Origin of the sequence: Providencia sp. (assembly GCF_052096715.1) — a bacterium.
Lineage (GTDB): Bacteria > Pseudomonadota > Gammaproteobacteria > Enterobacterales > Enterobacteriaceae > Providencia.
Window position 1 is genome coordinate 50,276 of sequence record NZ_JBQDNB010000004.1, and the last position, 14,857, is coordinate 65,132.

The 14,857-nt window shown below is 40.7% G+C and carries 13 protein-coding genes; 5 read left to right on the forward strand and 8 right to left on the reverse strand.

Annotated features, from left to right (window positions below; translation table 11 throughout):
* Nucleotides 1-34: 34 nt before the first annotated feature.
* Nucleotides 35-685, reverse strand: a complete 651-nt coding sequence (locus ACTH6U_RS04680) for a GNAT family N-acetyltransferase (protein WP_441831670.1) — start codon at nucleotides 683-685, stop codon at nucleotides 35-37.
* Between the two features lie 51 nt (nucleotides 686-736).
* On the reverse strand, nucleotides 737-1,258 hold the full coding sequence (locus ACTH6U_RS04685) for a single-stranded DNA-binding protein (protein ID WP_294104628.1): 522 nt from the start codon (nucleotides 1,256-1,258) through the stop codon (nucleotides 737-739).
* Nucleotides 1,259-1,775: 517 nt separating this feature from the next.
* On the opposite strand from ACTH6U_RS04685, the gene uvrA reads away from it, so the two are divergent.
* Complete coding sequence (gene uvrA / locus ACTH6U_RS04690; protein ID WP_336429517.1) at nucleotides 1,776-4,610, forward strand: excinuclease ABC subunit UvrA; 2,835 nt, start codon at nucleotides 1,776-1,778, stop codon at nucleotides 4,608-4,610.
* Nucleotides 4,611-4,731: 121 nt separating this feature from the next.
* On the opposite strand, the gene ACTH6U_RS04695 is transcribed toward uvrA, so the two are convergent.
* From ACTH6U_RS04695 to dnaB, 3 genes are all read right to left on the reverse strand, one after another.
* Complete coding sequence (locus tag ACTH6U_RS04695) at nucleotides 4,732-5,928, reverse strand: amino acid aminotransferase (RefSeq protein ID WP_294104630.1); 1,197 nt, start codon at nucleotides 5,926-5,928, stop codon at nucleotides 4,732-4,734.
* Between the two features lie 62 nt (nucleotides 5,929-5,990).
* Nucleotides 5,991-7,073 (reverse strand): alanine racemase, encoded by a 1,083-nt coding sequence (gene alr / locus ACTH6U_RS04700; protein WP_441831671.1) that lies wholly within the window; start codon nucleotides 7,071-7,073, stop codon nucleotides 5,991-5,993.
* A gap of 278 nt (nucleotides 7,074-7,351) precedes the next feature.
* Nucleotides 7,352-8,764, reverse strand: coding sequence for a replicative DNA helicase (gene dnaB / locus ACTH6U_RS04705; protein ID WP_294104635.1), 1,413 nt, complete (start codon nucleotides 8,762-8,764; stop codon nucleotides 7,352-7,354).
* A 213-nt stretch (nucleotides 8,765-8,977) separates the two neighbouring features.
* On the opposite strand from dnaB, the gene ACTH6U_RS04710 reads away from it, so the two are divergent.
* Nucleotides 8,978-9,961: a quinone oxidoreductase gene (locus tag ACTH6U_RS04710; RefSeq protein ID WP_294104637.1), complete on the forward strand. Its 984-nt coding sequence runs from the start codon at nucleotides 8,978-8,980 to the stop codon at nucleotides 9,959-9,961.
* 57 nt (nucleotides 9,962-10,018) lie between these two features.
* Here ACTH6U_RS04710 and dusA read toward each other — a convergent pair whose 3' ends face one another.
* A complete protein-coding gene (gene dusA / locus ACTH6U_RS04715) occupies nucleotides 10,019-11,056 on the reverse strand; it encodes a tRNA dihydrouridine(20/20a) synthase DusA (protein ID WP_441831672.1) in 1,038 nt (345 codons plus the stop codon).
* Between the two features lie 100 nt (nucleotides 11,057-11,156).
* Between dusA and ACTH6U_RS04720 the strand changes: the two genes are divergently transcribed.
* The 3 genes from ACTH6U_RS04720 (at nucleotide 11,157) to ACTH6U_RS04730 (ending at nucleotide 12,877) form a co-directional block, all read left to right on the forward strand.
* The gene (locus tag ACTH6U_RS04720) at nucleotides 11,157-12,239 is read left to right on the forward strand and encodes a tyrosine-type recombinase/integrase (protein WP_441831790.1); all 1,083 of its coding nucleotides are present in this window, start codon (nucleotides 11,157-11,159) and stop codon (nucleotides 12,237-12,239) included.
* A 105-nt stretch (nucleotides 12,240-12,344) separates the two neighbouring features.
* Nucleotides 12,345-12,590: a DinI-like family protein gene (locus tag ACTH6U_RS04725; RefSeq protein ID WP_441831673.1), complete on the forward strand. Its 246-nt coding sequence runs from the start codon at nucleotides 12,345-12,347 to the stop codon at nucleotides 12,588-12,590.
* Nucleotides 12,587-12,877: a hypothetical protein gene (locus ACTH6U_RS04730; RefSeq protein WP_441831674.1), complete on the forward strand. Its 291-nt coding sequence runs from the start codon at nucleotides 12,587-12,589 to the stop codon at nucleotides 12,875-12,877. Before ACTH6U_RS04725 ends, ACTH6U_RS04730 begins: the two co-directional genes overlap by 4 nt.
* Before the next feature lie 42 nt (nucleotides 12,878-12,919).
* On the opposite strand, the gene ACTH6U_RS04735 is transcribed toward ACTH6U_RS04730, so the two are convergent.
* Nucleotides 12,920-13,537: a tail fiber assembly protein gene (locus tag ACTH6U_RS04735; protein ID WP_441831675.1), complete on the reverse strand. Its 618-nt coding sequence runs from the start codon at nucleotides 13,535-13,537 to the stop codon at nucleotides 12,920-12,922.
* Nucleotides 13,537-14,817 carry a phage tail protein gene (locus tag ACTH6U_RS04740; protein WP_441831676.1) on the reverse strand — a complete coding sequence of 427 codons (1,281 nt, stop codon included), beginning with the start codon at nucleotides 14,815-14,817 and terminating at the stop codon, nucleotides 13,537-13,539. The genes ACTH6U_RS04735 and ACTH6U_RS04740 overlap by 1 nt, the downstream gene beginning before the upstream one ends.
* Nucleotides 14,818-14,857 lie beyond the last annotated feature (40 nt).

Sequence of the window (14,857 nt, forward strand, 5' to 3'; positions counted from 1 at the left end):
AACTCAATGATAGGCGTTATTTTTAATGTTTTAGTTAAGATATAAGTATTTTTTTCATTGATGCATTTTCTAATACAACCCCATGTCGCACAGGAAATTTTCGCTCAACAACATAAAAGCCATTATGTAGAAAAAATGCCTCGGCGGTTTTACTAACATCTGCAGTCAGAGTGCTAATACCACGAAGCTTAGCCTCTTCATGAATATGCTTCATGAGTGATGTACCAACGCCTTGTCTAGCATAGTCCCCTGAAACAAAAAAATGGTCAATATAGCCATTAGGTTGTAAATCGGAATATCCAACAATTTCCTCATTAATAACCGCAACATAAGGCTTTAACGCTCTGATACGAGAGGCCCATAAAGCCATGTCAGTATTTTTAGGTACCCACGCATTTATCTGTTCCTGAGTATAATCCTTTGATGCGATATCATGTATTGCGCAGCTAAAGACCTTAAATAACTGCATTTCTTCCCCATTAATCAGGTTTCTAATTATCATGATATTTCTCTCAGCTAATGTTGTTACCATATTGCGATAATAATACGTAAAAGCGGATGATTCACACTCTTTTGCAAAATCATTTATTTTAATACTGATGTCAGAATCTGTACCAAAACGAAAATTAAACAAGTTCAGCGATAAAAAAACACCCCAAAGTTGAATTCCAACGTTGGGGTGCATTATATAAGCTATGATCTTATATTTTCAGCTAAATGACTTTTAGGTCAATTATCAGAACGGGATATCGTCATCAAAGTCGATTGGTGGCTCATTAGTTTGTGGTGCTGGCGCAGATGAACGTGCTGGTGCACCACCGCCGCTAAATTGTTGAGCTGGAGCTTGAGGTTGCTGAGGTTGACCCCAACCACCTTGGCCGCCTTGGCTTTGTGATGGCATGTCGCCGCCACGTCCACCAAGCATTTGCATTGAACCGCCAACATTAACAACAACTTCTGTGGTATAGCGATCTTGACCGCTCTGGTCTTGCCATTTACGCGTCTGCAAAGCACCTTCGATATAAACTTGTGAACCTTTTTTCAGATATTCGCCAGCGATTTCAGCAAGTTTTCCGAAGATAGCAACACGGTGCCATTCTGTTTTTTCACGAGTTTCACCGGTTTGCTTATCGCGCCAGCTTTCAGAAGTTGCCAGAGTCAGGTTAGCCACGGCTCCGCCGTTAGGCATATAACGGATTTCTGGATCTTGTCCTAGGTTCCCGATTAGAATTACTTTATTTACGCCTCTGCTGGCCATTTAACACTCCTGATGCATTCAATTTAATCTTTGGATTAGCGGTGAAGTTTACCACGACCTGTCTGTATTGCACCACGAAATTGACAACAAGAAATTTAACTTGCGAAGCGCTTTCCAAATCGCAGCAAGATTTGTCGTGCTAATTTCAGTATAGGCACTAAATAATTAGAACGGTAGACAACAACGCTGTGGCTTGAAATATAACCTAACATTCATGACATATACTCTAAATAGTTCAAGTTGCAGCCAACAACACTGCGGCTTGAAATATGACCTAACCTTCATGACATATACTCTAAATAGTTCAAGTTGCAGCTAGGCGGCAATTGAGTTAATCCTTGGGAGCATACACAAGTATGTGACCGAGGTTAGCGAATGCAGCCAACAACGCTGCGGCTTGAAATATGACGAGTATAAATATGACGAGTATAGAAACACTGTATATCCAATCAGGAAAAACTATGAGATAATATCTGACTGAAGATTGTTCACTATCAAATCATCCGGGAAGTGGTAAATGGATAATATAGAAGTACGCGGTGCCCGCACTCATAATCTGAAAAATATCAATCTCACCATCCCTCGCGACAAACTGATTGTTATTACAGGTTTATCTGGCTCAGGAAAATCATCACTCGCATTTGATACCCTGTACGCAGAGGGGCAGCGTCGCTATGTTGAGTCTCTATCTGCCTATGCGCGGCAATTTCTATCTTTAATGGAAAAGCCTGATGTTGACCATATAGAAGGTCTGTCACCTGCGATTTCGATTGAACAAAAATCAACCTCTCATAATCCACGCTCAACGGTGGGGACGATTACTGAAATTCATGACTATTTGCGTTTATTGTTTGCCCGTGTTGGTGAACCACGCTGTCCTGATCATGATATTCCGCTTGCTGCACAAACGGTCAGCCAAATGGTTGATAACGTTTTAGCGTTGACAAGTGATCGTCGTATGATGCTACTTGCGCCTGTGGTTAAAGAACGTAAAGGTGAGCATGTTAAGTTACTCGATAACTTGGCAACCCAAGGCTATATCCGCGCTAGAATCGATGGTGAAGTTTGCGATCTTTCCGATCCTCCTAAACTTGAATTACAAAAAAAACATACCATTGAAGTTGTGGTCGATCGTTTCAAAATTCGTGATGATATTGCCCAACGTTTAGCCGAATCATTCGAAACTGCCTTAGAACTCTCGGGCGGTACTGCCATTGTTGCGGATATGGACGATCCCAGCGCTGAAGAGTTAATTTTTTCAGCTAACTTTGCTTGTTCCATTTGTGGTTATAGCATGATGGAACTTGAACCACGTTTGTTTTCATTTAACAATCCGGCAGGGGCTTGCCCAAGTTGTGATGGTTTAGGTGTGCAACAATTTTTTGATCCTGAAAGAGTCATCCAAAATAGCGAAATTTCACTTGCAGGTGGCGCTATTCGTGGTTGGGATCGTCGTAATTTCTATTACTTCCAAATGCTTATGTCATTAGCGGAACATTATAAATTCAATGTTGAAACACCTTATGACGAGCTGTCCCCTGAGATTCAAAAAATTATTCTTTCCGGTTCAGGCAAAGAGACCATCGAATTCAAATATCGTAATGATAGAGGTGATATTACCGTTCGCCATCATCCATTCGAAGGGGTGCTCAACAATATGGAGCGCCGTTATAAAGAGACTGAATCAACAGCAGTTCGCGAAGAATTAGCAAAATATATCAGTAATCGCCCTTGTATCTCCTGTAATGGAGCACGTTTACGTAAAGAAGCACGTTTTGTTTTTGTTGAAAATACCACCTTACCTGAAATTGCTGATTACAGTATTGGTCATGCAATGACGTTTTTCCAAAACTTGAAACTCAGTGGGCAACGGGCACAAATTGCTGAAAAAATCTTAAAAGAAATTGGCGACCGCTTGAAGTTTTTAGTCAATGTTGGACTAAATTATCTCTCTCTTTCCCGTTCAGCGGATACCTTATCAGGTGGTGAAGCTCAACGTATCCGTCTTGCAAGCCAAATCGGTGCGGGTCTTGTGGGCGTCATGTATGTCCTTGATGAACCTTCAATCGGCTTGCATCAACGTGATAACGATCGTTTACTTGAAACGCTGATTCACCTACGTAATTTGGGTAATACTGTCATTGTTGTTGAACATGATGAAGATGCGATTCGTGCAGCCGATCATGTCATTGATATCGGACCGGGTGCCGGTGTTCACGGTGGGCAAATTGTTGCTCAAGGTAAATTAGACGATATTCTTTCTAACCCTGACTCATTAACCGGTAAGTTTTTAAGCGGCGAACGTAGAATAGAAATTCCTGAAAAACGCGTGCCTATCAATAAAGATAAAACGCTCACGGTGTTTGGGGCAAAAGGTAATAACCTTAAAAATGTCACATTGAAAATACCTGTCGGTCTATTTACTTGCGTAACGGGCGTTTCTGGATCAGGTAAATCGACACTGATCAATGATACTTTGTTCCCTATTGCACAGCGCCAACTGAACGGTGCAACCGTCATTACACCTGCGCCTTACTTAGATGTTGAAGGATTAGAGCACTTCGATAAAGTGATTGATATCGACCAAAGTCCTATCGGTCGTACGCCTCGCTCAAATCCAGCTACTTATACGGGTATTTTTACCCCCATCCGTGAGCTATTTTCAGGCGTTCCTGAATCACGTACACGTGGTTATAATCCAGGACGCTTCAGCTTTAACGTCAAGGGTGGCCGTTGTGAAGCCTGTCAGGGTGATGGTGTAATTAAAGTCGAAATGCACTTTTTACCTGATGTATACGTACCTTGCGACCAATGTAAAGGTAAACGCTATAATCGCGAAACCTTAGAAATTAAATATAAAGGTAAGAGTATTCATGAAGTGTTAGATATGACTATCGAAGAGTCTCGTGAATTCTTTGATGCCGTACCAGCACTTGCTCGTAGGCTGCAAACCTTAATGGATGTCGGGCTATCTTATATTCGTCTTGGTCAATCTGCTACCACATTGTCAGGCGGTGAAGCGCAGCGAGTTAAGTTATCTCGAGAGCTTTCTAAGCGCGGGACAGGACAAACCATTTATATCCTTGATGAACCAACAACGGGTCTGCATTTTGCGGATATTCAACAGCTTTTAGTTGTTTTACATCAACTACGTGATCAAGGTAATACAATTGTGGTTATTGAACATAACCTTGATGTCATTAAAACCGCTGACTGGATTGTCGATTTAGGCCCTGAAGGGGGTAGCGGTGGTGGTGAAATTCTAATTGCAGGCACCCCAGAAGAAGTGGCTGAGTGTAAAAAGTCTCATACAGCACCTTTCTTAAAAGCTATCTTGGATCGTGGCTACTAATTTCTCGTATATCGAGAGTTATTTTTAGTTGAGGCCATTTTTGACAATAAAAAACGCAGGAAAATCCTGCGTTTTTTTATAGCTGATAACGTATCAATTTATCACGTCATCAATAAGCTCATTATTGGTTTACCGCTGCAAACGCTTCAACAATACGTGGTACGTTTCGACGGTTAACACCTGCCATACAAACACGGCCTGTACCAACTAAATACACCGCAAATTCATCTTTTAAACGCGCAACTTGTTCTTTAGAAAAGCCCGTATAACTGAACATACCACGTTGTTTTAACAGATGATCAAAATTTTTCTCTGGTAGTGCTTTTTTCAATTCATCAACCAATACGGTACGCATCTCTAAAATACGCAATCGCATTGCTTCAACTTCTTCCAACCATTTCGCTTTTTCCGCACTGTCAGTTAAAACCGCAGCAACAATTTTTGCACCATTTGATGGAGGGCTTGAATACAGGCGACGTACACCTGCTTTTAATTGTCCCAGTACACGGTCGCGTTCATCTGTATTTTTACAAATAACAGATAAGCCACCGGCACGTTCACCATAGATACCAAAAATTTTAGAGAATGAATTACTCACAAAGACAGGTAATCCTGCTTTTACCATTGTTCTAATGGCATATGCATCTTCATCAATCCCTTGCGCAAAGCCTTGATAAGCAATGTCTAAGAATGGAATAAGTTTGTGTTCAAGTGCAACTTTGGTAACTTCATCCCACTGAGCAGGTGTCAAATCAGAACCTGTAGGATTATGACAACACGGATGCATTAAAATGATGCTATCTGCTGGCAATGTCTTAAAGGTTGCCAACATTTCATCAAATTTTACCCCTTTGGTTTTCTCATCAAAATAAGGGTAATAATGGACTTTCGTCCCTGCACCAGAAAAAATGGAGGCGTGATTTTCCCATGTAGGATCGCTACACCAAACGTCAGAATTAGGGAAGTAGATACTTAAAAAATCAGCACCCAACTTTAATGCACCTGAGCCACCAATAGTTTGAACAGTAGCAATGCGTTCCTGTGCAAGTAACGGGCAATCTTCACCAAATACTAATTTTTGTAACTCAGTACGATAATCTTTAAAACCTTCCATCGGTAAATATAATGAAGCGCTCGCGGGCAGTTTTTGCAGTTTCGCTTTAGCTGTACCGACTGTACCAAGCTCAGGCGTTTTGCCCTCACCATCATAGTACAAACCGATACTTAAATTGATTTTGTTATCGCGAGTATCTTTATTAAATTCATCCATCAGCGATAAAATTGGATCGCCCGGGTATGCATCAACATGTTGGAACACAGGATATCTCCTACTGGATTGTTATCATTTTGCTTTGTATTGTGAAAATAACCCTTTGTCAGCTATTCGTCTACATATTCCATTGCAACTCGTGATGTCAGCTTAGTTAAGAGTTCATAGTTGATGATGCCTGTTTGTGCTGCAATTTCTTCCACAGGTAGTTCACTTCCCCATAAAATAACATTATCGCCCACTTTATCTTCTGCATTAGGACCTAAATCAACGACAGTCATATCCATTGAAATCCGACCAATGATAGGCACTTTTCGACCATTAATTAATACTGGTGTGCCCGACGGCACATTACGCGGATATCCGTCCCCATAACCTATTGCCACCACACCTAAACGAGTATCTCTTTCACTGCACCACGTTTCGCCATAACCAACGCTTTGCCCAGCGAAATGCTCTCTGACCGCTATGAGTGAAGATTTTAATGTCATAACAGGCTGTAAACCAAAATCTTGGGCACTTTTGCCTTCTTGTGGAGATGCACCATACATGATGATACCTGGGCGAACCCAGTCATAATGCGCTTCTGGCCACAATAAGATACCCGCTGACGCGGCAATGGATTTAGCTCCCGCTTTGTTAGCAATAAATTGTTTAAAGCAGGCTATTTGATTCGCTGTAGTCGCTAATTCAGGCGCATCAGCCTGACAAAAATGGCTAACAATATTGATAGGCAATTCAACATTTTCGCAAGACTGTAAACGTTGATAAAATGCTTCGGCATCTTTAGGCAGTACACCTAAGCGGTGCATACCAGTATCGAGCTTCATCCAAACATTAAGCGATTTAGACAATTCAGCGTTTTCCAGCATTTCGAGCTGTTCAGTACAATGGATCACGGTGTCAATATGGTACTTAACCATTAACTGTAAATCAGCAGGCTCAAAAAAACCTTCAAGCAATACAATGGGTTTGGTCACACCATGTTCTCTCAGTAAGATGGCCTCATTAAGGCGAGCAACACCAAAACCATCCACTGACTCTTGAACTGCTATCCCGACTCCAACTAATCCATGACCATAAGCGTTTGCTTTAACAACTGCAATGAGACGGCTATTGGGTGCCAATTCTCTAACACGTTGCAGATTGTGTCGCAGAGCGCGGCGGTTTATTAATGCAGTTGCCGCTTTCATTTTTTCCTCATTCGTTTTTATCTAAACCCACTAAAAATTAAGCTGCACCACGGCAGCTTAGTCTGTTTTCTTATTTGTTATACGCTAAAAAACACCAAATTCCATTCGATATTGTTTCTTTATGAATAAAAAATTATTCCATAAATAATCCAATGACATTCTTAAAATTATTTAGTTTTAGTGCGTTATTTAATTTTAATACTCTAAATAGTTTGAGTTGTTCCTAGAGCCATAGAATGAAGCCAACAACGCTACAACTCAAAATATGACGAGGAAGATTATTCATCATCGTTATACGCAGGCCCTGCATAATTATCAAACCGTGACCACTGCCCATTAAACGTCAGCCTCACACTGCCGATAGGTCCGTTACGCTGCTTACCTAGAATAATTTCTGCGACACCTTTTAGCTCACTATTTTCGTGATATACCTCATCACGATAGATAAACATAATTAAGTCAGCATCTTGCTCGATAGAACCTGATTCACGTAAATCGGAGTTTACTGGTCGTTTATCTGCCCGTTGCTCAAGGCTACGATTAAGCTGCGACAATGCAACCACTGGAACGTTTAGTTCTTTGGCTAATGCTTTCAGAGAACGAGAAATTTCTGCGATTTCTAACGTGCGGTTATCTGATAACGAAGGCACCCGCATCAACTGTAAATAGTCAATCATGATAAGGCTTAGGCCACCATGCTCACGATAAATACGTCGCGCACGAGAACGGACTTCGGTTGGTGTTAACCCTGAAGAGTCATCGATGTACATATTGCGTTTTTCCATCAATATACCCATTGTGCTCGAAATACGCGCCCAATCTTCATCATCCAATTGACCTGTACGGATACGTGTTTGATCTACTCGAGATAGTGACGCTAACATACGCATCATGATTTGGTTACCGGGCATCTCCAAGCTGAAAATAAGAACTGGTTTTTCTTCAGTCATTGCCGCATTTTCACACAAGTTCATAGCAAATGTGGTTTTACCCATTGATGGGCGAGCTGCAACAATTATTAAATCAGAGCCTTGTAAGCCTGCTGTTTTCTTATCAAGATCTTGATAACCAGTAGAAACCCCTGTCACACCATCATGAGGCTGCTGGTAAAGCTGCTCAATTTTTTCTACTGTTTCAGACAAAATAGCTTCAATACCTTTTGGCCCTTCATCTTTATTCGCTCTTGATTCGGCAATTTGGAAAACTTTACTTTCCGCTAAATCAAGTAAATCTTCACTACTACGCCCTTGGGGATCATAGCCTGCATCCGCAATTTCATTTGCGACCGAAATCATGTCACGAACAATGGCACGTTCACGGACGATATCTGCATAAGCGTTTATATTCGCCGCACTTGGTGTATTTTTTGACAATTCGGCTAAATAAGCGAATCCGCCTACACTATCTAATTCACCCTGTTGTTCCAGTGATTCCGAAAGGGTAATTAAGTCAATAGGTTTGCTTTGTTCGAGCAAAAATTGCATCTGCGAAAAAATAGTACGATGTGGTCGACTAAAAAAGTCTGCCTGAGCAACACGCTCAGAAACCGTATCCCAACGCTCATTATCAAGCATCAGTCCCCCTAAAACAGACTGCTCCGCTTCGAGAGAATGCGGTGGAAGTTTCAGTCCTTCCATTTGGTGATCTCGCGGCGCGCTTGCCTTGTAATCTGAATAGGGTTTTTTAGCCATTCTTCGTTATCCACGTCTATAATTAACCGACCGTTAGTATACGCCAATCTTGCGCTTGTTGCGGCTTTCTTTCTTCGTCCCTTAAAGGAAACTAAAGAGTACAATATGCTAACTCATAATTATTGTTATTGTGTATAGCGTTAAACTCATACGATTGATATTGTTAATGCATACACATGAAAATAAATGCACTTATACCCGTTGGAGATTGTCATGGCAAAACGTATTGAATTCGCACAAGCAGGCGGTCCTGAAGTTCTGAACTTTGTAGATTATTCCCCGAACGAGCCTACAGATAACGAAATACAAATAGAAAATCACGCTATCGGCATCAATTTTATCGATACTTATGTCCGCAGTGGGTTATATCCTGTTGCCAATTTACCCGCAGGCCTTGGCACAGAAGCCGCCGGTATTGTCGTAAAAACAGGCTCCCAAGTAACAGGCTTCAGACCTGGAGACCGCGTTGTTTATGCACAAGGCCCTTTAGGCGCTTACAGTGAAATTCACAATGTACCTGAAAGTGCAGTCGCCCATTTACCTAATGATATTTCATTTAAACAAGCTGCTGCCTGCTCGTTGAAAGGAATGACTGTTTACTATTTGCTCAACCAGACCTATCAAGTTAAGCGTGATGAGATATTTTTATTCCATGCCGCCGCTGGCGGTGTTGGTCTCATCGCTTGTCAGTGGGCAAAAGCACTCGGTGCCAAGATGATAGGAACAGTGGGTTCAGATGAAAAAGCATTACGAGCCAAAGATGCTGGCGCTTGGCAAGTGATTAACTACCAAACAGAAGATATCGCTGCTCGCGTTAAAGAAATAACAGATGGTGAAAAAGTCAATGTCGTTTATGACTCTGTAGGTCAAGCTACATGGCTAGCATCACTTGACTCATTGAAGCGCAAAGGTTTAATGGTCAGCTTTGGTAATGCATCAGGTCCCGTTACTGGGGTGAATTTAGGCATTTTAAATCAAAAAGGTTCTTTGTACGTCACAAGACCATCACTTAGCGGTTATGTCACGAATAGAGCAGAGTTAGATCAAGCCAGCAAAGCATTGTTTGACATGATATTAAGTGGAAAACTCAATGTTGATGTCCCTGAATCGCAGATATTTGCCCTAAAAGATGCACAACAAGCTCACCGCATCATCGAGCAAAGACATACTCAAGGATCAAGTTTGTTAATTCCTTAAGTGATTAAAAGGGCGTCAATATTAAAGTTAAATGCATTGACGCCTTTTTGAATTTACTTATTCACCTTGAGTCACTAGGGCAAGTGCCTGCTCAACAACCGCCAAGTCAGCACCTTTTTTATGAGCATTCTCACTCAAATATCGACGCCACTGACGTGCTCCGGGTATGCCTTGGAAAATACCTAACATGTGACGTGTCATGTGCCCCAAATAAGCCCCTTTTGAGAGTTCATTTTCAATATATGGGTACATCTGCCTAACGGCTTCAATACCATTAACGACAGGGTATTTATCATCAAATAATTGGTTATCCACAGCAGTAAGAATCGATGGATTCTGATAAGCTTCTCGTCCAACCATCACACCATCTAGGTGCTTTAGATGTTCTTTAGCTTCTTCTAGTGTTTTCACTCCACCATTAATTGCCATTGTTAAGTGTGAAAAATCACGTTTTAGCTGATAAACGCGAGGATAATCAAGGGGTGGAATTTCTCTATTTTCTTTCGGACTCAGACCCGATAACCACGCTTTACGAGCGTGGATAATAAACATCTCACAACCGCCCTTGGTAGAAACGGTTTCAATGAAATCACATAAAAACTCATAGCTATCTTGTTCATCAATACCAATGCGCGTTTTTACTGTAACGGGAATTGAAACAACGTCTTGCATTGCTTTTATACAATCAGCAACTAACTGTGCATCCCCCATCAAACAAGCACCAAAACGGCCATTTTGTACTCTATCTGACGGACAGCCTACGTTTAAATTAATTTCATCATAACCACGTTCTTGTGCCAACTTGGCACACTGTGCTAAAGCCGCAGGATCACTTCCCCCAAGTTGCAGTGCAACAGGATGTTCTTCCTCACTAAAAGCAAGATAGTCACCTTTTCCATAAATGATTGCACCAGTGGTTACCATTTCAGTATAGAGCAAAGTGTTTTTACTCAATAAACGATGGAAATAACGACAATGGCGGTCAGTCCAGTCGAGCATCGGCGCAATGGAGAATCGATTTAGGTTCTTATAGCCAGTCATACCTTGAATAGCCTTGTTTTCAGTGATTTTTATATTTGACGTGTTTCCGTGCATTTTGACCTATTTTAGTGTATTTTTGCTTTATCAGGACACCCGTGAGGACACCTTAAATTTGGTGTCCTCAGTGTCTAAATCTGTCATGGAAAATATTAAGATGGCTTATTATAGCATAGACAAAAGAATGAGAGCAGATGGCACTGTGCGATATCGCTGCTCGGTTAGCATCAAAAAAGACGGCAAAAGAATTTATAACGAAAGTAAAACTTTCACTAAGCAGGCTCATGCTAAAACATGGGGATCAAAGCGTGTAATTGAACTGGAACAATCAGGGATACCCAATCCCAATGATGTTAATAAAATCACTGTCGGCGAGCTCATCTACAGATATATTCATGATCCTAATCTTGGCGGTAAAGCCGGACGTACAAAATCCTATGTTTTAAATATGCTACTTGATTCGGATTTATCAAAGTTACTACTAAATGAATTATCTATTAATCATATTATTGATCACTGCAGATATAGAAATGCTGCCGGTGCTAGTCCTGCAACTGTTAACCATGATGTTAGTTATTTAGGCTCTGTTTTACAGTCAGCAAATCCCGTTTATGGTATCGACTATAATAGGAATCCAACACTTGAAGCGCGCCCCTTGCTAAATCAAATGGGATTGATTGGAAAATCCAATAGAAGAAGCCGGCGACCTGTTGGTGATGAATTAGCTAGACTGGAAGAAGCATTAAAAATGCGAAGTGAACATCGAGGGGCTCATATCCCATATTTGGATATTCTAGAATTTTCAATACTCTCATGCATGCGAATTGGCGAAGTATGTAAAATAAGATGGGAAGACGTTGATTATACAGCACGTTCAGTAATAGTTAGAGATAGAAAAGATCCTCGTAAAAAAGTCGGAAATCATATGCTTGTACCTATGCTTGGTAATGCATGGGAAATTTTACAAAAACAAGAACGTAAAGACGATAGAATTTTTCCTTATAACTCTCGATCGGTTTCAGCAGGATTTCAGCGTGTTAGAAATAAATTAGGCATCGAAGATCTTCGATATCATGACTTAAGAAGAGAAGGTGCAAGCAGGTTGTTTGAAGCTGGATTCAATATAGCTGAAGTTGCTCAGGTAACTGGGCATAGATCCTTAAATGTCCTGTGGCAGGTTTATACAGAACTATTCCCTAATACACTACATGGCAAGTACGAAGAGCTTATAAAAAAGTAACACTCATTCAATAAAGACATAATTTTTATTAACCAAGATATTGCAACTTACTTCATTACTGCATATAAATACTGTATAAATAAACAGTTAAAAGGAGCTGTAATTATGCCACGTATTGAAATTCTCTTCGATAAAGAGTCGGGTAACAAGCCGTCAGAAAAGACTCGTAATGCACTGAGAGAACAAATAATTAAACGGATCGGTGATAAATATGGACCGCTTAATGTTCGAGTTGCAATGAGTACATCACAATCAATAGTCATTAGTGGTGCTAAGACCGATGATGCTACCACTGAAATTAATGAGATTATTGAGGATATTTGGCTTGATGATTCGTGGGTGCCAGCATGATAAAAGATAATAACGAAATCCTAGAAATAGATAATGCGGAGTATATCCCTAAATTAGAAAAAGCTCATGTATCCGTTGATAACCCTCCTGGTTTCGTATTCATGAAAATTATATTTTCTGATCCTAAATTCAATACTGATACAAAGGAAATGCAAAATATCAAGAGAGAACCTATACAATCATTTATGCATGAAAGTGTCGCTAAAGATTTACTGAAACAATTGGAACAACATTTTTATGGTAACTCAGAAACGAATAAAGCTGAGTCTAAAAAATACTTGATGTGATAGGAAGCCGCAGAAATAACTGCGGCTTTATTTTGGTTGGAATTAAGGTTTTTCAGGCCATTCAATATCAGGCGCGGTTGAGGTGTCGATATCAGCAACTTTTATGCTGTATATTTCCCACTGTTTTAGTAACGCAACTTCTTCGTCAGTTGCCATTTCTAAGCGTACTTTGCGCTCAAGCATTAAGATGTTTTGCTCTGCTTCTTGCAAACGCTGTACTTTTTCGCTTTCAGCGATAGCAATAAATGATGCTTTCTGCGCTTCAATATCAGTGACCCACTTTTTACCATTCCACACGTCAAACTCTGTTTGTGGCTCTAACAAAGTCAGAGTAGGCGGCAAGTCACCGATAAAATCAATTTCGGTCGGTTGACGGGTTTCTGTGCTGTGAGCCGTTTTTGTGCGATGGTCTGCGACGATTTCCCACTTTGTTTCATCTTTACTGCGCACGACTGCGAATCCGGCTTTTGTTGGTAATTCTGGCGCGTCAATATAAGCCCCGGCGGATACACTCACATCAAAATAAATATTTTCCATTGAGGCATTAACATATTCGCGTGTTGCTGGGTCTGCGATATAGGTTTTAATCCAACCTGCTTTTGACGCAAGTCCGTTGATGCCAATTTCTGCTTGTTCAATATCTAATTTATAGTTTTTCATTATGCTGCTCTCACGATATATAAAAATGCAATGTTGCGTGGACGTGTCTCATTACCACCTTCAAGATTCATAGCATTTTTTTCAATGCTTCTTCTTGAGCCGTTACCTCTACCAAAATATGCAGTTCCAGAACCTGAGTCCTCGCCAATTACAGAGTGATTGTGGGATTTAAATTCATCACCCTGAGCTGATAAAACTGCACGACCTGCATCAATGTTACGCCCAGCATCAAGCCCGCGGATAAATTCGCCGCGTAAATCAGGTAAAATTCCTGTTAGGTATGCTTTTGCTAAAAGTGGATAGGTTGTTTTATTGAATGATTGACCATTACAAATTAAATAACCAGCGGGGGCGTTTGATTGCGGCCACGGAATTGGACACCCCACAGGGTAATCACTACGCTCAAGATAGCCGGGAATTTTTACGTTACCGTTATGGTCTGCTTGAGTATTAGCTGTAGTATAAAACTCATGCCAATCCTTAACGACATTATTAATAATTGCTCTAAATCCAACCCTTTCTTGGCCTCCAACAAAACTAACCTGATATCCATACGCGCTACTTGTAAAACCAAACACATTTAATAAGTGATTATTAACGCCTAAAAATGAATCACCTTTATTTCCCTCTGCGTAACTTATTGAGTTAATACGATAATCTGAAATTTTATCCGTTGGTGTATACTGTGATGAAGATTTCCCGAAGCCATAATCACCAACTTGCATTAATCGCGTTGTATTGCCACTTGCTGTTCTTGGTATTTCGACGAGACCAGACCAGTCAGTTCCTATTTTATATTGAAAGTGAGCATAACCATTTGGCTGAGAATCAGGGGCTGGAAATAAATATATTGTTGAGTTTGTAGCTTTTCGTGTGACTCCCAACGTGGTACTTGTTACGCTACCATCAATTAACCCACCTGTTTTATCAAACTTTAATGCAAGCCCATTATTGAGCGCCGTGTTTGTTGCATAGTCACCAGAGGGTTGGTAATTACCGATAGGTTGAAACTTAAGATTTGATTCTACCTTTGAGTAGCTATAACCTGTCGGCAGATAACTTGCGCTACCAATAAGTTTTTCAATAGCGGCTGTTAGTTGGTCCTCTTTCGTTGCAGACTGAGGTATACCTGCTTTAACTAACACATTTAAAATCTCGCGCTGAACAGAGTTAAACCATGCCCCCATTAATTGGGTTGGTGGTGTACCTGCTGCGACGTTACCATCGGTAAATTCGCCGTTCTTGTCGGCGGTGTTGGTGATATCACCAATTTTTTTCATGACAAATCCTCACGCAGTTAAGGTGATTAAAATAAATAAG